The following is a 22358-nucleotide window of genomic DNA, read 5'->3' as shown; positions in this document are numbered from 1 at the left end:
GCTGGGCCTCATGTCTACCGACAATGTGGAGGTCGATCGCCCGACGCGGGAACGCGCTGCCATCGGAGAGGACGGGCGGTCCAGGGACCGGACCCGGCCCGCGGTGCCGGATCCGCTGCCGATGAGCGTGATCGACGCGCACTGCCACCTGGACATCGCGGACGGGGAAGACGGTGCCTGGCTGGGAGCCGCCGAGGCGATCAAGCTGGCCGCATCAGTCGGAGTGACCCGGATCGTCCAGGTCGGCTGCGATCTCCCGGGCGCGCTCTGGGCGGTCGAGGCCGCCGAGCAGTACCCGAACCTGATCGCGGGCGTCGCGCTGCACCCGAACGAGGCGCCGCGGCTCAAGGCCGCCGGTGAACTCGACAGTGCGCTGGCCGAGATCGAGCGGCTGGCCGGTAGCTCCGACAAGGTCCGGGTGATCGGTGAGACCGGGCTGGACTACTTCCGCACCGGTGAGGACGGGCGGGCCGCGCAGCACGAGTCGTTCGCCGCGCACATCGAGCTGGCGAAGCGGCTCGGCAAGACGCTGATGATCCACGACCGGGACGCGCACGACGACATCCTCGCCGTACTGGATCGCGAAGGCGTCCCGGACCGGCTGGTGATGCACTGCTTCTCCGGCGACACCGAGTTCGCCCGGAAGTGTGTCGAGCGCGGGGCGTTCCTCAGCTTCGCGGGCGTCGTCACCTTCAAGAACGCGCAGTCGCTGCGCGACGCGCTCGCCGTGACGCCGCTCGACCGGGTGCTGGTGGAGACCGACGCGCCGTACCTGACGCCGTCGCCGCATCGCGGTCAGCCGAACGCGTCGTACCTGATCCCGCACACGGTCCGCAAGATGGCCGGCGTCCTCAACATCTCGGTCGCCGAACTCTGCGAAGCCCTGTCGAACAACGCCGACCAGGCCTTCGGCGGCAAGTGGTAGACAGACGGCATGGAGTTCAGTGAGGTTGTCCGGCGGCGGCGCATGGTCCGCAACTACGATCCGTCCCGGCTGGTGCCGGCGGAGGTCCGCGAGCGGATCCTGGAGAACGGCCTGCGGGCCCCGTCCGGCGGGTTCAGCCAGGGCTGGGCGTTCCTGACCCTCGAAGGTGACGACCGGGAGCGTTATTGGCGGATCGCGGCCGAAGATCCGGACCCGAAATATGTGGAGTGGGTCACAGGGCTGCGCCGGGCACCGCTGCTGATCTTCGCCTTCGCGCACAAGGACGCGTACCTCGACCGGTACACCGAGCCGGACAAGGGCTGGACCGACCGCGACGAGTCGCACTGGACGGCGCCGTACTGGTACGTCGACACCGGGATGGCGGCCCTGCTGATGTTGCAGACGGTGGTCGACGAAGGCTTGGGTGCTTGCCTTTTCGGGCCTCCGGCCGAGAAGGTCGGCCGGTTGAAGGAGGAGTTCGGCGTACCGGACGGGTTCGATCCGATCGGGGTGATCTCGGTCGGGTACCGGGCCCCCGACAAGCGGTCGCCATCGCTGAAGAGAGGGCGCCGCAGTACTGCTGAAGTGGTGCATCGCGGGCACTGGGGCCGTCACGAGCAGTGAGCGAGCCACTACACCTTTTGGCGACTCGCCGACCAGAGGATTGGCGCTTCCGGCACTTCTTCGTTACTGTCTCGTGATGTTGGCCGGGATCGGGGAAGGTTCCGGACAGCACGCCCCTCGGCGGAGACCATGATTTCCAGGCCCTGCAACCTGGCATACGTGGCGTCCGCCAGTGCTGTCCCACCCCGTGCCCGGGTAGCTCTACCTGGGAGCATTAGTGCGCAAGTCCATCATCGCGGCCGTCGGTGCGACGGCTGTGTTCGCCGTCGTGGGCGGCAGTGTGGCTTATGCCGAGAAGAGCAAGACCGTGAGTCTGTCGATCGACGGGCAGGTGCAGAAGGTGCACACCTTCGGTTCCACCGTCGCCGACGCTCTGAAGGCCAAGAAGATCCAGGTCGGCGAGCGCGACCTGGTGGCTCCGGCCCTGGATGCGAAACTCCAGGACGGCCAGGAGATCGCGGTGCAGTACGGCCGTCAGCTCATCGTGAACGCCGACGGCACCAAGAAGACTTTCTGGACCACGGCGGACAGCGTCAACGAGGCGCTGGCCGATCTGGGCCTGCGCTACGACACCGCGGCGGTCTTCTCCACCAGCCGCAGCGCGCCGATCGGCCGCCAGGGCCTGGAGCTCGACGTCCGGACGCCGAAGGTCGTCCAGTTCGTCCAGCGCGGCAAGGTCGTCCAGGTGAAGTCGATGGCGATGAACGTGGCCGAGGCGCTCAAGGGCGCCGGGGTCGCGTACGACGCCAATGACCGGATCACCCCCGGGACCGCCGCCGTGCTCAAGCCCGGCACGGTCAACCGGATCACCATCGTCCGGGTCGACGTCAAGACGGTGAACACCGTCGAGTCGATCGCCTTCGGCAAGAAGGAGACGAAGTCGGCCACGATGGCCGAGGGTGACACCAAGACGACCGCCAAGGGCACGGCCGGCAAGAAGTCGGTCAGCAAGGTCCTGACGTACGTCGACGGCAAGCTGATCAGCACCAAGATCGTCGCCAGCAAGGTGATCACGGCGCCGGTCGACGAGCTCGTCACGGTCGGCACCAAGAAGGCCCCGACCGGCGAGACCAGCACCCCGCCGACCGGCGGTGACACCAGCGCCTGGGACCGGATCGCCGAGTGCGAGTCCGGCGGCAACTGGTCGATCGACAGCGGCAACGGGTACTACGGCGGCCTGCAGTTCGACCACGGCACCTGGGTCGCGTACGGCGGCGACGCCTACGCGAACAACGCCAACGGTGCGAGCAAGGCGCAGCAGATCGCGATCGCGGAAAAGGTCAAGGCCGACCGCGGTGGCTACGGCGCCTGGCCGGTGTGCGGCAAGCGGGCGTGACCTGCTGCCGGACCTGCCAGACTGGCCCGTGTGACCAGCGCTGATTCATCCACTTCCGCCGGACCGAGACTCCTCGGTCCGGCGGAAGTGCGTTCACTGGCCGCCTCGCTCGGGCTCCGGCCCACCAAGCAGCGCGGCCAGAACTTCGTCATCGACCCGAACACGGTGCGCCGGATCGTCCGGGCCGCCGACCTGGCCCCGGCCGGCGAGACGGTGCTCGAGGTCGGGCCCGGCCTCGGCTCCCTCACGCTGGCATTGCTTGCCGATGGCCACCGGGTCACCGCCGTCGAGATCGACCCACTGCTGGCCGGCGCACTGCCCGGGACGATCGCTGAATACGCGCCCGGGCAGGCTTCGGCACTGACGGTCGTCCTCGCGGACGCGATGGCGGTCTCGGCCGAGCAGATCGGCGCTCCGGACGCCTGCGTGGCGAACCTGCCGTACAACGTCGCCGTACCGGTCCTGCTGCATCTGCTCGAGATCGCCCCGACGATGCGGCACGGGCTCGTGATGGTCCAGTCGGAGGTCGCGGACCGGCTCGCCGCCCCACCCGGCTCCCGGACGTACGGCGTACCGTCCGCCAAGGCCGCCTGGTACGCCGAGGTGCGGCGTGCCGGGCCGATCGGGCGGAACGTGTTCTGGCCGGCTCCGAACGTGGACTCCGGATTGGTTGCCTTCTCGCGTCGTCCGGCACCCGAGACCCCGGCGACGCGGGCCGAGGTGTTCGCCGTGATCGAGGGCGCGTTCTCGCAACGCCGCAAGACCGTGCGATCCGCCTTGGCCCGGTGGATGCCCGACCGGGGCCGCCTCGACGCGGTGCTGGAGGCCGCCGGCATCGACCCCTCGCTGCGGGGTGAGATGCTCGGGATCGAAGAATTCGCGCGCATCGCCGGGGCGGCTCACCAGGCTCAGTCGCCACCTCCGGCCGACGCCACGTAGTACAGGCAACTGGTGCTGACATGGCCTAGGGTTTGCGCGTGCCACCAAATGCCCAGGTCACGGTGCGGTCGCCGGCCAAGATCAATCTCGGCCTGTCCGTCGGTCCGCCGCGCCCGGACGGGTTCCATCCGCTCGCGACCGTCTACCAGGCCGTTGCCCTGTACGACGATGTCACCGCGACCCTGCGCGACGACGCCGCCATCACCGTCGAGGTGGTCGGCGACTTCGCCGTCGACGTACCGACCGACGACTCCAACCTCGCGGTCCGCGCGGCCCGGATGCTCCAGGTCGAGTTCGACGTCGACGAAGGCGTCGACCTGAGCATCCGCAAAACCATCCCGGTGGCAGGCGGGATGGCCGGCGGCTCCACCGACGCCGCGGCGACGCTGGTGGCGTGCAACCGGCTCTGGGGTCTCGGGTTGTCGCAGCCCGAGCTGGAACGGATCGCGGCGGAGTTGGGCAGCGACGTACCGTTCTGCCTGGTCGGCCATACCGCGCTCGGGCGGGGTCGTGGCGAGCAGGTGACCGAGGTGATGTCGCGCGGCACCTTCCACTGGGTGTTTGCCATCGCCGACGGCGGTCTGTCGACGCCTGCCGTCTTCAAGGAACTCGATCGCCTTCGTCCGTTGCGGCGGGTCGAGGCGCCCGAAGTACGGCCTGAGTTGTTGTCGGCTTTGTTGTCGGGCAAGCCCGCAGCGCTCGCCGTTGCCCTCAGCAACGACATGCAGGCAGCAGCCCTCTCGCTGCGGCCGGAACTGGCGGCGACTCTCCAATTCGGCCTCGACCAAGGCGCCCTCGCCGCAATGATCTCCGGCTCCGGGCCTACTTGTCTGTTTCTGGCCGCCGACAGCCGCCGAGCCGTCGACCTCGCCGTAGACCTCGCCGAATCCGGTCTCTGCCGAATGGTCCGCCAAGCCGAAGGCCCAGTCCCCGGCGCCCGCATCCTCCCGGCCCCCGCCAACCGCTAACCGCTAACCAAGGGGTGGGACAACTCCTTGTGTGGGGGTTGCCCCACTCCTCTAGCAGTGGGGTAACCCGCACATGAGGAGCTATCCCCTCGGACGCCGCTCGACGTACGGGTGAGCGCGTGCGGGACGTAGTACTAGCCCGTGAGCGACTCCGGCGACGGTGGGGCGAGGGAAGAGTCGACTTCTTCGATGACCGAGATGCCGGTGGAGCCGTCCAGGCGGCGCCAGTGTTCGGTGAGGGTCAGGGTGCCGGAATCGTCGTAGTCGGGGACGCTGGTGACCTCGCCGGCGGTGACTGAGCCGTCGGTGGCTAGTTGGCAGTAGGTGGCGGTGATGGTGCCGGATGCGTCGCAGGTGCCGACCAGGCGGCCGAAGTGGAGTTTGCCGCCGCCGAAGTCGGCCCAGATGAGCTTGCCGTTCTGGTGGTAGCGGCCGGTCGGGGCGTTGGGCGGGTTGCCGACGGGGCGGAAGATGCGGCCGTCGTAGTCGGGGGCGTCCATCAGTTCACCGCCCGGTCAGGATCTGCAGGAGCGCCTCGACACCAGGCGCGCTGGCTGCCATCCCGGTCAGCACGGCCCGTACTGCGAGTGCCGGATCGAAACCGCGTGGCTTCAAGGCCGCGAGGCCGCGGGTCACCTCCGCCTCGGCAAGCACCGGCGGCAACGGGTGTTCGGCGACCTCGTCGTGCGACCCCTGCTCGCGGGCGGCATCGAGGAGCGGGCGAACGTACGCCTCGAACTCGCGGTACGCCGACAGGGTGAAGTTGCTCGCGAAGCGGTCCGGCCGGTCCCAGGCGAGGTAGAGCCGTACGACGTCAACGTCTTCCGAGGTCAGGAAGTCGTTGGCCCAGATCGCGTGGTTGCGGCTGGTGGAGAACTTCTCGCCGTCGAGGGTGTAGAACTCGTTCACCTGCGCGCCGCCGATCGAGTCCGGCGACAGGCCGGCTGCCAGGTAGAGGGCCGGCCAGAACAGCGCGAAGTAGAAGCCGTTGTCGATCCCGTTGAAGTGCCAGAGCGCATCGACCTCGGAGAGCGCCTCGGCGGTCGCCTCCAGCCCGAGCGCACCGGGTTTGATGCCTTGGGCAACGCCGTGCAAGGTGCTCAGCCCGACCTCGGCGTACACCTCGAGTCGAAGCCCCTCGTGCGGGCCGGTGCCGGCCAGACCCCAGTTGGTCGGATAGGCGATCGGTACGTCGGGAAGCCGGCGCTCCAGGTAGTGCGCGACGATCTTGCGGGCGCGATCGGGGAGTTCGGCGCGGAGCCAGACCTCCATGATCTCTTCGCGGTAGTCCTCCATCGGCAGCACCGGCACGGTGGCGAGGAACGGCCGGGGCGCTCCGCCGCAGCGGTTGCACTTGGGGTCGACGAGGTTCTCGGCGGACGTGTAGCCGCCGCATCCTTCGCAGCCGCCACCGGCCGCCTCCGAGCCGCACCAGGCGCAGGTGCCGACGACGTACGACTGGTGCAGGGTGCGGTTGCAGTCGGCGCACGCGAGCAGCGTGAGCTTGCGCATCGGGAACCGCCCGGCCTCGGTCAGATCGGCGGCGAGGGTGGTGACGCCGCGCTGGTAGTCCGCGCTCTGCGGGTCGAGGAAGACGTCGTAGGAGATCCTGGCGGCATCGAGTGCGGCGATGATCTCCTCGCGGAAGCCGGCGGCGAGTTTCTCGACGTCGACACCTTCGCGCTCGGCGCGCGTCAGCACCCAGTTCTGGTGGACGTCGAACCCGGCGGTGGTGACGACTCGTTCACCCCGGGCCCGGGCGGCCCGGGCGGCGATGTCCGCGGCCAGGTACGGCCCGGAGAGATGACCCACATGCATCGGTCCGTTGGCGGTGGCCGGCGGGACGATGACAACGGTGACACCGGTTTTCGTGGAGGTACTCATCTGGCGATTCGACTCCTGTCCGATGGGCGGTCGGCGCGGCGACAAGCCCGGTCACGGTGGTCACCGACGCGGTCGCAGTCCGCGAGATTACTCCTGTGTCGAGGCCTCGGCCAGGCGGGAAAACCCTTGAAAACAAGGGTGAAAACTCAAATCCGGCAAATGAGCGTTTGATTCGCCGGCCAATTGCGGCAACCCTCTGGCCGAGCGGTTTAAGGCTCTGTACTGTCCCCCGCATCGCCAGGGCCCCGACGCGACGGCCGCAACCGGACGTGCCGATCGCTTCGCCGGGCCAGTGACTCCACGGAGGGCCAGATGACGCTGACCGATGACTACCTCGCCGCGGCCGCCGATCGTGGCCCCAAGCCTGCCGAGCTGCACGCCGCAGTGAGCGACGCTGTCGCCGCCACCTCGTACTGGGGCAACTCGCTGTCCCGCCCGGTGTTCCTCGAACGCGAGCCGCTCGCCGAGCTGAGCACCGACCTCGAAGTACTGTTCGCCGCCATCACCAGCCTTCCGGAACGCCTGTACGGCGGGGATCTGGCCGCGTTCGCGCGAGCGGTCGGACTGTCCGAGCTGCAGGCGAAGGTGGTCGTGCGCGGGAACGCGAAGGCGCCGAGCCGATTCGGCCGGGCCGACCTGTACCGCGATGCCGACGGGTTTCACCTGCTGGAGCTCAACACCGGCAGTACCGCGGGCGGTGTCGACAACCAGATGCTCAACCGGGCGTTGCTCGACCTGCCGTTCGTGAAGGAGTTCGTCACCGAGCACGACCTCGTCTTCGAGGACACGATGGCCGAGCTGGTCCAGACGATCATCGCCGAGGTGGAGCTGACCGACGAGCGGCCGTTCGTCGTGATCGTGGACTTCCCCGACAGCTTCCCGCAGCTCGAACCGCAGCTGCTCAAGTCGGCCGCCGAGCTGGCGAAGTACGGCATCGACGCCACCGCGTGCTCGGTGGACAGCCTCGAACTCCGCGACGACCACCTGTGGCTGAACGACCGCCGGGTCGACACGATCTTCCGGCTGTTCATGCTCGAGGACCTGCACAAGCCGGGCGCGCTCGAACTGCTCGAGCCGGTACTACGGGCCGCCGAGCTCGGTCACGTCTCGATCTTCACCTCGATGGACGCCGAGCTCTACGGCAGCAAGGGCGCGCTGGCACTCGTCTCGGACGAGGCGAACCGGCACCTGTACTCCGAACAGGAACTCGTCAGCCTCGACCGCATCCTGCCCTGGACCCGGATGGTCCGGCCGGGACCGGTCACCGTCGACGGTGAGCGGCGTGACCTGATGGAGTACGCCGAGGCCGATCAGAACCGGCTGGTCCTCAAGCCGACCACGTTGCACGGCGGCCAAGGCGTCGTGCTCGGCTGGCAGACGGATGCGGCGAGCTGGCAGAAGCAATTGGCGGCCGCGCTGGATTCGCCGTACATCCTGCAGCGCCGGATCGACCCGACGCCGGAGCTGTTCCCGACCGAGGACGGCGTCGAGCCGTGGGTGCTGCTGTGGGGCGCCTTCCTGGTCGCGAACGGATTCGGTGGGCTATGGATCCGTGGTTCGCGCGAGCTCGACGGAGCCGTCGTCAACCTCGCCACCGGTGCGGTCTCCACCTGCTGCTTCCACGAGCGGTGACCCCAGTTCCCGGAGCCGGCTGAGCGCTGCTTCCCGCCGTACGCCGTCGTCGTAGTAGCGCGCGATCTCGTACGCGTCGGTGTAGTGCTCGATCGCCGTCTCCGGGTCGCCCAGTGCTTCGTGGGCACGACCGAGTTCGACAAGTCCCTCGGCCAGGCCGACCTGATTGCCGAGGGACTCGAAACCCTCGACGCAACGCTGCAGCTCGGCCACCGCAGGCTCTGGCCGACCTTCTTCGAGATAGGTGATACCGGATCTCAGCAGGGCGATGGACAGCGCCCGCTGGTGCCCGTACTTCGTGCTCAGCGCGATGCTGCGATCGAAGCAGTCCCGCTCCTCGACGCGGTGGCCCAGATTGCCGTGCAGCTGGCCCAGGTTGATCAGCGCTGTCGCCTGGCCGACCGGGTCGTCCAGCTCCAGATAGCAGTCCAGTGCGCGGTCCGCGAAGCCGATCGCCTTCTCGTGGTCCCCGGCCTGCTCCAGGACGTGGCTGAGATTCGCCAGCGCCATGGCGATCCCGGGCAGGTTGCCCAGCTGCTCGAACCACTTCAGCCCTTGCTCCAGCTCGGCAAGGGAATCGCTGTAATCACCTGTCCCGTAGAGGGCGACATCCGACAGCACGAGGCCGAGGTCGTTGCGCAGGATCGCCTCGGCTTCCCGGTCGCCTTCGGTGATCGCCACGGTCACCGCGGCCTCGATGACCTTGCGCCAGTCGAGCCAGTGTCCCCGCGTGATGTAGAAGGCGACCAGCCCGATCGCCAGCCGAAGTACGGACCGGCCGGGGACACCTGGAGTGTTGGAGGCCTGGATCGTCAGCGCCACCAGTTCGGCTCGCTCGCGGTCGAGCCAGGCCAGTGTGGAGGTGAGATCGTCCGGAGCAGGCAGTGACGTCTTGTCGGTGGGCCGCGGATCGAACCAAGTCGACCGGCCGGCATTCGGATGGGCCAACTCGACGCAGTGCCAGGCCACGGCCGCGCACAGATCCACCATCCGGGTGATTGCTGCCGCCTGCTCAGCTTGGCCGTAGCGGTCCACGGCACGCTCCCTGGCATAGGTACGCAGCAGGTCGTGTAATCGGTACCGGCCGGGCGCGGTCGCCTCGAGCAGGTGCAGATCGCAGAGCTGTTCGAGCACTATTCCTGTTCGGCGCTGGGGCAGGTCGATGAGCTGGGACACCAGATCGGTGGAGAACTCGTCGACCTGCGCGATCCCGAGCTGGTCGAAGACCTCCGCAGCCTGCGTCTCCAACGGGTTCGTACTCCGATCCAGTTGCCGCATCGACAGCGCGAAACTGGCCCGTACGCCGTGATCGGTGCGGCTCAGTTGATCGAGCCGGTGGCGTTCGTCGGCGAGCAGGTCGGCCAGGTGCGCGAGCGGCCAGGCCGGCCGGCTGACCAGTCGACCGGCCGCGATCCGGATCGCGAGCGGGAGGTAGCCGCAGGCATCGAGAACGGCCTCGGCCGCCACGGGATCGGGGTCGATCCGGTCGGCCGAAGCGATGCGGCGGAGCAGTTCGAGCCCGTCGGCCGGCGGCAGGACGGCGAGCCGCAGTACGGGGAAGGCGACACCGGCGAATTCGCGCCGGCTGGTGATGATCACGCCGGAACCGCCGGTACCGGGGAGCATTCGCTGGATCTGTTCGGCGGACTGGGCGTCGTCGAGGACGAGGAGCACGCGGCGCTCGGCCAGGATCGTGCGCAGCCGGCCGACGGCCAGGTCCGGATCGCGGGGCACCTCGTCGGGTGGCAGGCCGAGGCCGCGCAGCAGGTAGGTCAGTGCGTCGACCTGGCTCATCGGCTCGCCGGAGCCGTGACTGTGCAGGTTCAGGTACAGCTGACCGTCGGGGAACCGGTCCAGGAGCGAGTGAGCCGCTCGGAGCGCGAGGGCGGTCTTGCCGACGCCGCCCATTCCGACGACTGCCGCCGTGACGATTCCGTCGGCGGACAGGATCTCGATCAGCTGCCCGAGTTCCGCCTCGCGGCCGGTGAAATCGGCGAGCGGAGTCGGCAGCTGGTACGGCGTGGACGCTGCGGGGCCGGGGCTGGGGTCGGCGGGACGGGGGGCGCGGGGGCGGGCAGCCGCAGCGATGAAGGTGTCCCGCGCCTGCGGGGAAAGGTCCAGCGCGTCGGCCAGTGCTGTCACGGTCGCCCGGCGCGGGAACTGGCGGATGCCGCGTTCGAGCGCGCTGACGGCCTGGGCGCTCATCCGGGCCCGCTCGGCGAGCAGTTCCTGGGTCAATCCGGCGCTGCGTCGATGGCGGGTCAGCAGGCTGGCGAACTCCACTGGTCCTCCCTGATCGGCGGCGGGTCGGGGGCGGTTGCAGGGCTCGTTGGCGTGGCTCGTTGGCGGGGTCGGCCTAAATCTAGTCGCCGCCGGAAGCGACTGCGGCTAGTGTGGGCCGAAAGTCCGAGGGGCGAGCGAGAGGGAGTTCCAGATGCGCCGGGTGTCGATCTACGCCATCACCTCTGATCGCATCGACGCACCCGCGAGGACTTTTGAACACCCTGACGATGGGCATTTTGGCGCATGTCGACGCCGGTAAGACCAGTCTGACCGAACGCCTGCTCTACGCGGCCGGCGTGATCAAGGCCGTCGGCCGGGTCGACGACGGCAGTACGACGACCGACTCGATGGAACTCGAACGCCGCCGCGGCATCACCATCCGCTCGGCCGTGGTCTCCTTCGAACTCGGCGACCTGACCGTGAACCTGATCGACACCCCGGGCCACTCCGACTTCATCGCCGAGGTCGAGCGCGCGCTGTCCGTACTGGACGGTGCCGTGCTGGTGATCTCGGCCGTCGAAGGAGTCCAGGTCCAGACCCGGCTGCTGATGCGGACGCTGGCGCGCCTCCGCATCCCGACCCTGCTGTTCGTGAACAAGATCGACCGAATGGGCGCCCGGTACGACTCGTTGCTCGCCGATATCGGGCGACTCCTCACGCCGTCCGCGGTACCGATGGGTGCGGTCCGCGACCTGGGCACCCGGACCGCGCAGTACGAGCCGTTTCCTCTGGTGCGACAGGGCCTTGGGGAGGTACTTGCTGAGAGCAACGACGCGTTCCTGGCGCGCTATCTCGACGATGCGCTGAGCGAGGCGGACTATCGGCAGGAGCTGCTCTTGCAGGTACGACGCTCGCTCGTGCATCCCGTGTACTTCGGCTCGGCGATGACCGGCGTCGGCGTACCGGAGCTGATCGACGGCATACGCGCGTGGTTGCCGCGAGCAACTGGTGCGCCCGGAGATCCCTTACAGGCTTCGGTTTTCAAGGTCGATCGCGGTGCGGCGGGGGAGAAGATCGCGTCGGCGAGGATCTTCAGCGGTGAACTGCAGACGCGCCAGGTCGTCGAGGTGCACCGCGGCTCGACGTCGTACGAGGCGAAACCGACCTCGCTGCAGGTGTTCGAGCGCGGCAGTACGACGTCCGTCGACGCCGCCGAGGCCGGGCGGATCGTCGCGCTGCGCGGAATGAAGGAGATCCAGATCGGCGACCAGCTCGGGGTGGCGGGGGCGCGCAGTGGTCAGCTTTTCGCACCACCGACACTCGAAACGGTGATCCGGCCGGTGCACGGTGCCGACCGAGGCAAGCTCTTCCTGGCCTTGCAGCAACTGGCCGAGCAGGACCCGCTGATCCAGGTGCGCAAGGGCGAAGAGATCTCGGTCAGCCTGTACGGCGAGGTCCAGAAGGAAGTCATCGCGGCCTTGCTGGAGAGCGAGTACCGGTTGGCGGTCGCCTTCAGTGAGACCACGCCGATCCATGTCGAGCGGCCGATCGGAGTTGGTACCGCGCAACGCGAGATCGGTGATCCTGGCAACCTCTGGGCGGCCGCCGTTGGCTTCCGGGTCTCGCCGGCGCCCGTGGGGACCGGTATCGACTACCAGCTGGAAGTCGAACTGGGCGGGTTGCCGCGGGCATTTCACACCGCTATCGAGGAAACGGCTCGGCAGACGTTGCTGCAGGGCCTTTACGGCTGGGAAGTGGTGGACTGCCGGGTCGATCTCATTCGCACCCACTACTTCTCGCCGGTGACGGTCGCGGCCGACTTCCGTCGGCTGGTTCCGCTCGTGCTGATGCAGGCTTTGCGGGAGGCGGGCACTCGCGTGCACGAGCCGGTGAACCGCTTCGAGCTGGACCTGCCGTCCGACGCGGTGGCGCCGGTGCTCGGCAAACTCGCTGAAGCGTTTGCCACAGTGCAGAACAGCATCGTGGGACAAGGCGAAGCCCGGCTTGAGGGAACGATTCCAGCCGGCCGGGTGCACGCGTTCGAGGCGCAGTTGCCCGGTCTCACCCACGGCGAAGGAATTCTCCTCACCACCTTCGACGCCTTCCGCCCGGTGGCCGGTGTACCGCCGACCCGTCCGCGCACCGACGGCAACCCGCTGAACGAGAAGCAGTACCTCCTCCACCTCAACCGAACGTGAACTGAAGAATCCATTGCGCGTTCCTTCAACTCGTGATGAAATCCCCTCGGGTTCCCTGGTGTTCAGGTGGCCGTCCGGCCGTGAACACCCGACCGGACAGGCACCAGGGACCCACCAAACTTCTTCCCGAGGTCCACGCGGACTGTGGTCACCGCTTCAACGGAGTACCGAGCGGTGCCGAAGCAGCGGGCGGGCGGAGGGGGCTGGGTGGGGAGCAACTAGGCTGGTGGGGACATGGCAGCTATTTCCGCACCTAATCTGGTCAATCTGGAAGCCGTTTCGAAGGGCTTCGGTACCCGCACTCTGTTGGACGAGGTCAGTCTCGGCGTCGGCAGGGGTGAGCGCATCGGGGTGGTGGGGCGCAACGGTGACGGTAAGTCGACGCTGTTGCGGTTGCTCGCCCGCCGCGAGGAGGCCGACAGCGGCCGGGTCACCCAGAACCGCGACCTGCGGCTGGGGTATCTCGGCCAGAGCGACGACCTCGACCCCGACCTGACGGTGATCCAGGCCGTCCTCGGCGGCGACGTCGAGACCTACACCTGGGCCGCCGATCCACGGGCGCGGTCGGTGATGGAGCACCTGCTCGGCGGGATCGACCACGAGGCCAAGGTCGGCACGCTGAGTGGTGGTGAGCGTCGCCGGGCTTCGCTGGCGCAGTTGCTGCTCACCGAGGTGGACCTGCTGATCCTCGACGAGCCCACCAACCACCTCGACATCGAGGCGGTGAACTGGCTCGCGCGCCACGTCGTGGACCGGGCCGGCGCGCTGATCGTGGTGACCCACGACCGGTGGTTCCTCGACGAGGTCTGTACCGAGACCTGGGAGGTGCAGGGCGGCAAGGTCAACTCGTACGACGGCGGCTACGCCGCGTACGTGCTGGCCAAGGCCGAGCGGTCCCGCAACGAGCAGGTGGTCGAGGGCAAGCGGCAGAACCTGATGAAGAAGGAGCTCGCCTGGCTCCGCCGCGGCGCGCCCGCCCGCACCTCGAAGCCGAAGTTCCGGATCGACGCCGCGAACGCCCTGATCGAGAACGAACCGGCCCCACGCGACAAGCTCGCCCTCGCCCAACTGGCCACCTCGCGGCTCGGCAAGGACGTCTTCGACGCCGAGGACGTGACGCTCAAGTTCGGCGACCGGGTGATGCTGAACCACGTCACGTTCCGCCTCGGCCCGGCCGACCGGATCGGCCTGCTCGGCCCGAACGGCGCCGGCAAGACGACCTTCCTCAAGGTCCTCACCGGCCAGCTCACACCGGACAAGGGCCTGGTCAAGCAGGGCAAGACGGTCCGGGTCGCGAACCTCTCCCAGACGCTGGAAGATCTCGACGGCTCGGTCACCGTGCTGGCGCACATCACCGACATCCGGCGTACGGCGGCGTTGGCCGGCCGGGGCGGCGAGATGACGTCGTCGCAGCTGCTCGAGCGGTTCGGGTTCACCGGCGACAAGCTGACCACCCGGATCAGCGATCTGTCCGGCGGTGAGCGCCGCCGGCTGCAGTTGCTCAGGATCCTGCTCGACGAACCGAACGTGCTGATCCTCGACGAGCCGACCAACGACCTGGACGTCGAGACGCTGACCGTGCTGGAGGACTTCCTCGACAGCTGGCCGGGTGTGGTCGTGATCGTCACCCACGACCGGTACTTCCTCGAACGGGTCAGCGACATGGTCTACGCGATCATGGGCGACGGCCAGGTCCGGCACCTGCCGCGCGGCGTCGACCAGTACCTGGAACAACTCGAAGCCGGTACTACGCCGCGCCGCGTCGTCGCGGAGCCGGCCGGTGCCGCGGCGGCGGAGGCCGCGCCGGCCGCGGTACAGGTTGTCGATCAGCCGGTCGATGCGGCGGCGGCCCGGGCGGCGAAGAAGGACCTGAACCGGATCGAGCGTCAGCTGCAGAAGCTGACCGAGTCGGAGGCCAAGCTGCACGACCAGTTGGCCACGAACGCGAGCAACTACGAACGGCTCGCCGAGCTCGACACCGAACTGCGCAAGCTGGCCGAAGAACGCGCGGAGCTGGAAACGGCGTGGTTCGAAGCGGCGGAACGCGCCGAATAGTCCGGCATTCCGAAGAATGTATACATGATCAAATCTTCGCGGCCACTGGCCGGCGGCGGAAGGTGCGGCATACCCTCCCATCCCCTGTGATCAGGAGGGTATGCCGCAACCCAAGGGTGAGCGGGCCCCGTGCCCGCCGATGTTGTCCGAGCCCCGAGTCCCGGACACCACCGGCCGGCTTCGGCGGACCACCTCTTGCCGCCGAAGTCACCGTGATGTGAACGCTTTGTAGCTGGCCAGGTACTGACAGTGAGGACACTAGTGGGACCGGTGACTCAGTGTCGATAGTCGGGCGCTACAGCAATCTCACGATCTCGTTGCAACTAGCAACGATCGGTACCGGCATTAAGTGACGCGCGGCCTTTTCGGATTATTCCGGCGGAATTCCGGCCGGTAACTCGGTGGCCGCGCGGAAAAGCCTGGAAAGGCGATTCAGTGGTTTTCCTGGTCGAACGGGCCGACCAGCTCGCGCAGTACCCGGGCGATCTTCTGCTGGTCGCGTTCACTGATGCCGCCGAGCAGCGTGCGTTCGTGGGCGAGCAGGTCCGCCATCGCGGCGTCGACCGAGTCGCGGCCGGCGTCGGTGAGCTGGACGAGCACGCCGCGGCGGTCGGCCGGGTCGGGTAATCGCTCGACCAGGCCGCGGGCGGCCAGCCGGTCCACCCGGTTCGTCATCGTGCCGGACGTCACCAGGGTTTCCTTCAGCAGCCGGCCGGGGGAGAGTTGGTACGGCTTGCCGGCTCGGCGCAGGGCGGCCAGGACGTCGAACTCCCACGACTCCAGGCCGTGGGTGGAGAAGGCGTGACTGCGGGCGCGGTCGAGGTGCCGGGCCAGCCGGCTGACCCGCGACAGCACCTCCATCGGCGCCACGTCGAGGTCCGGCCGCTCCCGGCGCCAGGCCTCGATCAGCCGGTCGACCTCGTCTTCCATACCCCGAGAGTATGTCATCAAGACTCTTGACATCAAGACAACTCGCAGGCGTAAAGTATCTCGACGTCAAGATACCTAGCTCGAAGGACGGCCGATGCGCACCTCACCTGTCTGGAACCCGGAGCAGTACGGCAAGTTCGCCGATGAGCGCGGCCGCCCGTTCGGCGACCTGGTCGACCGGATACACGTCGCGCCGGACGAGGTAAAGCTCGTCGTCGACCTGGGCTGCGGGCCCGGCAATCTCACCGCCACCCTGCTGGACCGCTGGCCGGACGCGACCATCCAGGGCGTCGACAGTTCGCCGGCGATGATCGAGGCCGCACAGAAGTACGCGACCGATCGGCTCGGCTTCGTCGAGGGCGACCTGCTCGACTGGACCGCCGAACCCGGATCGATCGACGTGATCGTCACCAATGCAACCCTGCAATGGATCCCGGAGCAGTTGGACCTGCTGCCCGGCTTCGTGCGTGCTCTGCGTCCCGGCGGCTGGCTCGCGATCCAGATCCCCGGCAACGGCGATGCGCCCTCCCACGCCATCCTGCGCGAACTGGCCGGCACCGAGCCGTACGCGCAGTACGCCGCGGACAAGTCGCAACGGGCAGACGCGCCAGGCCCCGCGCAGTACATCGAGGCGCTCAGTGCCGAAGGATGTGTCGTCGACGCCTGGGAGACGACGTACAACCACATCCTGCCGGGAGAGAACGCCGTACTGGAGTGGGTGAAGGGGACCGGCGCGCGACCCGTGCTGCAGTCGTTGCCCGATGACCTACGGGCGGAGTTCGAGACGGAGTACGGCGCTCGCCTGGCGGCGGCGTACCCGCGTCGTTCGTACGGGACCGTGTTGCCGTTCCGCCGGATCTTCGCCGTCGCGCAGAAGCAGGGCTGACGGATGCGGCTCGATCATGTTCAGGTGTCCTGCCCGCCCGGGGGTGAGGACGTCGCGCGGGCGTTCTATCGCGATGCGCTCGGGATGACCGAATTGGCGAAACCTCCATTGCTCGCGGCGCGCGGCGGCTGCTGGTTCAAGGACGGTTCGGCCGAGGTGCATGTCGGGGTCGAAGAGGAGTTCCGCCCGGCCCGCAAGGCGCATCCGGCCTTCGCTGTCGACGACCTCGACGCGTTGGCCGAGAGGCTCACCGGCCTCGGCTACCCGGTCACATGGGACAACGAGACGATCCCGGGCCGTCGGCGATTCCACACCGCCGACGGTCACGGGAACCGCATCGAGATCGTCTGAACGAACGCTGGGTCCGGGAATCTCCTCGAGATCCCCGGACCCAGCTACTACCTCGTGGGTCCCCTCAGATCCACGAGCCGGCTCGGCTCACTCGGTCGCGAGTGCGCCCGCCGGAGCGACCTTCGCGGCCCGGCGCGCCGGGAGGACCGAGGCCAGCAGCCCGGCCACTGCCGCCACCAGGGCGATCGTGACGAGCATGCCGACCGGCAGGGCGTACTCGACGTCGCCCGTCGCCGTCTGCCCACCCATCAGCGCCATCGTCCCGGTCCAGCCGTAGAGCAGGCCGAGACCTATCCCCAGGCCGGCCGCGACCAAGGCCATCAGCAGCGACTCGATCGCGAGCATCCCGCGCAGTTGCCGCCTGGTCAGACCGAGCGCCCGCAGCAACGCGTTCTCCCGGGTCCGTTCGAGCACTGAAAGGCTGAGCGTGTTTCCGACGCCGACCAGCGCGATCAACACCGAGACACCGAGCAGGCCGATCCCGACGATCAGCAGGACGTCGAAGATCTTCGTGTACATCGTGCGCTCGGCGAGCCCGCCGCCGACGGACAGCTCCTTTACCGTCGGGAACGACTCCTGTACTGCGTCCATCACGTCGGAGCCGTCCGCCTTCGGGTCGGAAGCCAGCCAGTACCCGGTGATCGCGGGCTGGGGAGCGACCTTCTCCAAGTCGGGCAGGCTGACCGTGACCGGATCCAGTCCGGTGGCCACATAGGCCTTCAGTGTCAACTTCTGGTGGCCGGAGACCAGCGTCAGGGTCGATCCGTCCTCCAGCTTGAGCATCTTCATCGTGGAGTAGTCGAGCAGCGCCGTACCCGGTGTCTTGAGCTTGGCGATCAGGTCCGCGTTGTGGATCACCGTGGCCCCCGTGGCCGGGTCGATCCCCGTGACGTTGATCGACTCCTTTCCGGCCTTCATGGCGACGGTCCGGATCGGGACGACCTGCGTGATGCCCTTGATGTTGTGCAATTGCTGCTCGCCGCTGGCGGGCATCTTCTCGTTGTAGCTCATGACCATGAGGTCGACCGGGTACTGGTCGTCCATCGTGGTGTCGAACGTCTTGCGGACCGAGGCGATGCCGACACAGGTCAGGCTGATCAGGGTGACGCCGATCAACAGGGCCGACGTGGTCGCGGCGGTCCGCTTCGGGTTCCGTACGGCGTTGCCGACGGCGATCCGGGCGGGGACCCCACCACCCCGCGCCGGCAGGGCGCCGAGCAACCTGACCAGCGCCGGTACCAGCAGCGACCCGATCGCCAGCAGGCCGACGAACGAGACGACACCACCGGCGACACCGACGAGCACCTGGTTGGAGTTCGCGCTGACGCCCAGGAGCAGACCGCCACCGGCGATCAACACGAAGCCGAGGATCAGCCGCAGTACGCCGGCTCTGGAACCGGCCACCGGAGCAGTGTCCGGACGGAGCGCCGCCAGCGGGGCGACTCGGGTCGCACGCCTAGCCGGTACGACAGCGGCGAGGATCGTGACGATCGTGCCGAGCACCAGCGGAAGAAAGATCGAGGCCAGGTCGAGATGCAGGTCGATCTTGGGGATGCCCCAGTCGAACTCGCGAGTCAGCGCGAGCCCGATCGCCGACAGCGCGACGCCGAACACGACACCGACGGCCGAGGCGACCACGCCGACCACCGAGGCCTCGGCGAGCACCGACGAGAACACCTGCCGGCGAGAGGCGCCGACGCACCGCAGCAGCGCCATCTCCCGCGTCCGTTGGGCGATCACGATCGTGAACGTGTTGCCGATCACCAGGCAGGCGACGAACAAGGCGATCACGGCGAACATCCCGAAGACCCCGCCCAGGACATCGATCCCGTGCGTGTAACCCTCCACCACGTGGGCGATATAGGCCTTGCCGGTGTAGACCTCGAGATTGTTGCCGACAGCACCGGTCAGGGCAGCGGCGAGCGCCTCCTGGGAGACGCCGGGCTTCGCAGCGATCCGGAGGTCATTGATCGAGCCTTCCGGCTCGAAGATCTTCACCGTCTGGGCCGTCGCCACCGCGTCGGACGGACCGACCGTGGCCGCGTCGTCCAGCAGTCCGACCACCGTGACGGTGAACGACTTGTCGTTGTAGGTGTTCAGCCGCAGCTTGGAGCCGAGGGCAACCTTGTTCTTCTCGGCAACCTTTGCCGGCAAGGCGATCTCGAGCGTGCTGTCAGGCAGCCGGCCCTGGATCGCACTCGGCCCCGCGATCCGCGAGGTGTCGTAGCGCGCCTGGACGCCCAGCGAGCCAGGACGGACCTTGCCGGCCCAGGTGACCTGCATGTACGCCGAGGTCGTGGCGACCACCGAGTCGGCCTGCGGCAGCTTGCGTACCGCGGCCACGTCCTTCGCTGTGATGCTGGCGTTCTGCGGGGTCGCGACCGCGTCGACACCGGCGAGTTGCCTGCCGATGGTCTCGTCGATGCCGTGCGAGGCCGAGGCATGCGCGGTCATGGCCAGCGTGCCGAAGCCGACACCCAGCACGATCGCCAGGCACGCGGCGATCAGGCGGCCCAGATGGGCGCGCAGGGAGGAGAGGATCGAGCGTCGCACGGTCAGGCCCCCAGCTGCCGCAGTGCGCCGAGAACGGTCTCCGGGGTCGGTTCCAGCAGCTCGCCGGCAAGCTTGCCATCGGCAAGCATCACGACGCGGTCGGCGTACGACGCCGCGAGCGGGTCGTGCGTCACCATCACCACCGTCTGGCCGAACTCACGGACACTCCGCCGTAGGAACCCAAGCACTTCGGCGCCGGACCGCGAGTCCAGGTTGCCGGTCGGCTCGTCGGCGAACACGACCTCGGGCCGGCCGACCAGGGCGCGCGCAACGGCGACGCGCTGCTGCTGACCACCGGACAGTTCGGACGGACGGTGGGTGAGCCGGTCCTGCAGGCCGAGGACGTCGACCAGGGTGGTCAGCCACTGCTGGTCGGGCTTGCGGCCACCGAGCTCCAGCGGCAGCAGGATGTTGTCCTTGGCGCTCAGCATCGGCAGCAGGTTGAAGGACTGGAAGACGAAGCCGACCCGGTCCCGGCGGATCCGGGTCAGCTCGGCGTCCGGCAGTTGGGTCAGCTCGGTCTCACCCAGCAGCACCTGGCCGCCGGTCGGGGTGTCCAACCCGGCCAGGCAGTGCATCAGCGTCGACTTGCCGGACCCGGACGGCCCCATGATCGCCGTGAACCGGCCGACCCCGAAGTCGACCGACACCCCGTCGAGCGCGGCGACCGCGGTATCGCCGGAGCCGTACACCTTGCGCAACTCGTGCGCACGGATCGCCGTACGGTCTGCTGTGTTCTGCGGCAAACGGCCGAGCGGCAACTCGCCGGTCTGGATGCTCATCGTTCTCCTCGAAGTGCCCTGAACGAGACGATCTCGCCCACACTCCGAAAAGGTAGTGATCAGCAACCCCACAAGAGTCGGACCACGGAATGGACTACACGTACGACCTGAGTCGTACTGGCAGGCCCACTCGCTGCCCGGTCAGCGAGTCACTTGCTGGCTTTGACCAGGCCGGTTTCGTAGCCGAGGACTACCAGGGCGACCCGGTCGCGGAGGCCGGTCTTGGCCAGGATGCGGCCGATGTGGGTCTTGACCGTTGCCTCGGACAACGTGAACAGCTGGGCGATCTCGGTGTTCGACAGACCGCGGGCGACCTCGACCAGCACCTCGCGTTCGCGGGCGGTCAGATCGCCCAGGTCGGGCCGCTCGGTCTCGGCGTCCGGGAGCGCGCCGGCGAAGTGCTCGAGCAGGCGCCGCGTCGTACTGGGGGAGACGACCGCGTCGCCGGAGTGCACCTGCCTGATCGCCGACAGCAGGTCGGCCGGCGGCGTGTTCTTCAGCAGGAATCCGGCTGCGCCCGCCTTGATCGCCGCGAACGCGTATTCGTCCAGGTCGAACGTCGTCAGCACGATCACTCTAGGGGCCTGCGGCAACGACTGCAGCTGCCTGGTCGCCTCGACACCGTCCAGGCGGGGCATCCGGACATCCATCAGTACGACGTCGCTCGCGGTCACCCGCAGCTTCTCCACTGCCTCGCCGCCGTCACCGGCCTGGCCGACGACCCGCATGTCGGGCTGCGAATCCACCAGCATGGTGAATCCGGCCCGGACGAGTTCCTGGTCGTCCACCAGGAACACCCGGATCACAGCGTCCTCGGCAGGTCCGGTCTCGGTCACTGATCTCCTCCAGCAGGCAGGTTGTACGGCAAGGTGGCGACCACTTCGTAGCCACCGCCGGTCTTCGGGCCGGCGCTCACCGTACCGCCGGAGATCGAGGCGCGTTGCTGCATCCCGATCAGTCCGTGCCCCGGATCACTGCCCGGCGCGAGCCCGGCACCGCGACCGTCGTCGGTGACCACCACCGTCAGCATCTCGCGTCCGAAGTCCAGCCGGACGGAAGTGCGCGCTCCCGGCCCGGCGTGTTTCAGCGTATTGGTCAGGCCTTCCTGCACGATCCGGTACGCCGTCAGGCCCAGCAGCGCCGGGAGATCGCGCGGTGTGCCGGTCACCTGGTAGTCCACGGACAGCCCGGTCTGGCGGACGTTGTCGATCAGCTCGGGCAACGAGGAGACGCCCGGTTGCGGACGGGGCTGGTTCGGATCGAGGTTGTCGGGCTGAGCGTCCTGTTTGAGCAGACCGAGCATCTTGCGCATCTCGGTGAGCGAGGCGCGGCCGGTGTCGCCGATGGTGGCCAGCGCCTTCTTGGCCTGCTCGGGCGACGCGTCCGCGGCGTACAGGCCTCCGTCGGCCTGGACGATCATGATCGACAAGCCGTGCGCGACGACGTCGTGGATCTCGCGGGCGATCCTGGTCCGCTCGTTCGAAACCGCCAGTTTGGCCTCGCGATCGCGGTCCCGCTCGAGTTGGGCCGCGCGTTCCTCGAGTTGCTGCACGTACATACCCCGGGTGCGACGGCGTTCACCGAAGGCCCAGACACCGAACACGAGCGCGCCCAGCGACACCATCATCGTCGCTTGCTGGCGCCAGTCGTTGCTGTGGTTGTAGCGGGCGGTCGCCATCAGCACGCCCATACCGCCGACTGCGAGCGCGATCCGGCTGTAGCGGACTTCGCCGTACACGGAGATCGCGTAGAGCGCGACCAGGAGACCGGCGTTGCCACCCTGCAAGTTGATTCCGGCCAGCCACTGCAGGACGGCGACCGCGGAGACGGCGAAGAAGACCAGCTCGGGATGGGTCCGGCGCCAGATCAGCGGGCCGAGCATGAGCAGGCCGAAGAGGCCGCCGTACCCGACTTGCGCGAAGGAGATCGAGCCGAAGAACAGCGTCAGGGCACCGGCGAACAGCAGGTCGAACGCCTTGCTCTTCGCCGGCACGTCGCGCGCGGTCAGGATCCCCGTCATGCGGGTCAGGGTACGGCGAATCGCCGCCGCCCAGGTCATGCCACGGGGGGAG

Annotated in this window: 18 protein-coding genes; 10 read left to right on the top strand and 8 right to left on the bottom strand. The window is 68.3% G+C overall.

Annotation, left to right across the window (positions count from 1 at the left end):
• Positions 1-10: 10 nt before the first annotated feature.
• From DIZ26_RS16945 to DIZ26_RS16925, 5 genes are all read left to right on the top strand, one after another.
• Entirely contained in the window at positions 11-925 is a 915-nt protein-coding gene (locus DIZ26_RS16945) for a TatD family hydrolase (protein ID WP_112242408.1), read from the top strand.
• A gap of 9 nt (positions 926-934) precedes the next feature.
• On the top strand, positions 935-1549 hold the full coding sequence (locus tag DIZ26_RS16940) for a nitroreductase family protein (protein WP_112242406.1): 615 nt from the start codon (positions 935-937) through the stop codon (positions 1547-1549).
• 217 nt (positions 1550-1766) lie between these two features.
• Positions 1767-2885, top strand: a complete 1119-nt coding sequence (locus DIZ26_RS38605; protein ID WP_112242404.1) for a resuscitation-promoting factor — start codon at positions 1767-1769, stop codon at positions 2883-2885.
• Between the two features lie 30 nt (positions 2886-2915).
• Positions 2916-3824 carry a 16S rRNA (adenine(1518)-N(6)/adenine(1519)-N(6))-dimethyltransferase RsmA gene (gene rsmA, locus DIZ26_RS16930; RefSeq protein WP_112242402.1) on the top strand — a complete coding sequence of 303 codons (909 nt, stop codon included), beginning with the start codon at positions 2916-2918 and terminating at the stop codon, positions 3822-3824.
• A gap of 32 nt (positions 3825-3856) precedes the next feature.
• Positions 3857-4792: a 4-(cytidine 5'-diphospho)-2-C-methyl-D-erythritol kinase gene (locus DIZ26_RS16925; RefSeq protein ID WP_112242400.1), complete on the top strand. Its 936-nt coding sequence runs from the start codon at positions 3857-3859 to the stop codon at positions 4790-4792.
• Positions 4793-4926: 134 nt separating this feature from the next.
• Here DIZ26_RS16925 and DIZ26_RS16920 read toward each other — a convergent pair whose 3' ends face one another.
• A complete protein-coding gene (locus DIZ26_RS16920) occupies positions 4927-5292 on the bottom strand; it encodes a hypothetical protein (RefSeq protein ID WP_112242398.1) in 366 nt (121 codons plus the stop codon).
• 4 nt (positions 5293-5296) lie between these two features.
• Positions 5297-6676, bottom strand: coding sequence for a class I tRNA ligase family protein (locus DIZ26_RS16915; protein ID WP_112242396.1), 1380 nt, complete (start codon positions 6674-6676; stop codon positions 5297-5299).
• Between the two features lie 312 nt (positions 6677-6988).
• Between DIZ26_RS16915 and DIZ26_RS16910 the strand changes: the two genes are divergently transcribed.
• Positions 6989-8308: a hypothetical protein gene (locus tag DIZ26_RS16910; protein WP_112242394.1), complete on the top strand. Its 1320-nt coding sequence runs from the start codon at positions 6989-6991 to the stop codon at positions 8306-8308.
• Here the strand turns inward: DIZ26_RS16910 and DIZ26_RS16905 are convergent.
• Positions 8219-10591 (bottom strand): tetratricopeptide repeat protein, encoded by a 2373-nt coding sequence (locus tag DIZ26_RS16905; protein WP_112242392.1) that lies wholly within the window; start codon positions 10589-10591, stop codon positions 8219-8221. The genes DIZ26_RS16910 and DIZ26_RS16905 overlap by 90 nt on opposite strands.
• Positions 10592-10818: 227 nt before the next feature.
• Here DIZ26_RS16905 and DIZ26_RS16900 point away from each other — a divergent pair, with 227 nt between their 5' ends.
• Together DIZ26_RS16900 and DIZ26_RS16895 are read left to right on the top strand one after the other, a co-directional pair.
• Complete coding sequence (locus DIZ26_RS16900) at positions 10819-12729, top strand: GTP-binding protein (protein WP_112242390.1); 1911 nt, start codon at positions 10819-10821, stop codon at positions 12727-12729.
• 234 nt (positions 12730-12963) lie between these two features.
• On the top strand, positions 12964-14784 hold the full coding sequence (locus DIZ26_RS16895; RefSeq protein ID WP_112242388.1) for an ABC-F family ATP-binding cassette domain-containing protein: 1821 nt from the start codon (positions 12964-12966) through the stop codon (positions 14782-14784).
• A gap of 432 nt (positions 14785-15216) precedes the next feature.
• Here the strand turns inward: DIZ26_RS16895 and DIZ26_RS16890 are convergent, their stop codons facing one another.
• Positions 15217-15714: a MarR family winged helix-turn-helix transcriptional regulator gene (locus DIZ26_RS16890; protein WP_112242386.1), complete on the bottom strand. Its 498-nt coding sequence runs from the start codon at positions 15712-15714 to the stop codon at positions 15217-15219.
• Between the two features lie 94 nt (positions 15715-15808).
• On the opposite strand from DIZ26_RS16890, the gene DIZ26_RS16885 reads away from it, so the two are divergent.
• Together DIZ26_RS16885 and DIZ26_RS16880 are read left to right on the top strand one after the other, a co-directional pair.
• Complete coding sequence (locus DIZ26_RS16885) at positions 15809-16600, top strand: methyltransferase domain-containing protein (protein ID WP_112242384.1); 792 nt, start codon at positions 15809-15811, stop codon at positions 16598-16600.
• Positions 16601-16603: 3 nt separating this feature from the next.
• Complete coding sequence (locus tag DIZ26_RS16880; RefSeq protein ID WP_112242382.1) at positions 16604-16951, top strand: VOC family protein; 348 nt, start codon at positions 16604-16606, stop codon at positions 16949-16951.
• 87 nt (positions 16952-17038) lie between these two features.
• On the opposite strand, the gene DIZ26_RS16875 is transcribed toward DIZ26_RS16880, so the two are convergent.
• The 4 genes from DIZ26_RS16875 to DIZ26_RS16860 all read right to left on the bottom strand — a co-directional run bounded on the left by DIZ26_RS16875 (position 17039) and on the right by DIZ26_RS16860 (position 22306).
• Positions 17039-19504 carry an ABC transporter permease gene (locus DIZ26_RS16875; RefSeq protein ID WP_112242380.1) on the bottom strand — a complete coding sequence of 822 codons (2466 nt, stop codon included), beginning with the start codon at positions 19502-19504 and terminating at the stop codon, positions 17039-17041.
• A gap of 2 nt (positions 19505-19506) precedes the next feature.
• The gene (locus tag DIZ26_RS16870; protein WP_112242378.1) at positions 19507-20286 is read right to left on the bottom strand and encodes an ABC transporter ATP-binding protein; all 780 of its coding nucleotides are present in this window, start codon (positions 20284-20286) and stop codon (positions 19507-19509) included.
• A gap of 149 nt (positions 20287-20435) precedes the next feature.
• Positions 20436-21122 carry a response regulator transcription factor gene (locus tag DIZ26_RS16865; protein WP_112242376.1) on the bottom strand — a complete coding sequence of 229 codons (687 nt, stop codon included), beginning with the start codon at positions 21120-21122 and terminating at the stop codon, positions 20436-20438.
• The gene (locus tag DIZ26_RS16860) at positions 21119-22306 is read right to left on the bottom strand and encodes a sensor histidine kinase (RefSeq protein ID WP_232828402.1); all 1188 of its coding nucleotides are present in this window, start codon (positions 22304-22306) and stop codon (positions 21119-21121) included. The genes DIZ26_RS16865 and DIZ26_RS16860 overlap by 4 nt, the downstream gene beginning before the upstream one ends.
• Positions 22307-22358 lie beyond the last annotated feature (52 nt).

Origin of the sequence: Kribbella monticola, from assembly GCF_003261635.1 — a bacterium.
Classification (GTDB): domain Bacteria; phylum Actinomycetota; class Actinomycetes; order Propionibacteriales; family Kribbellaceae; genus Kribbella; species Kribbella monticola.
Note: the sequence above shows the minus strand (reverse complement) of the source record. Positions and strands in the feature narration are given on the sequence as shown.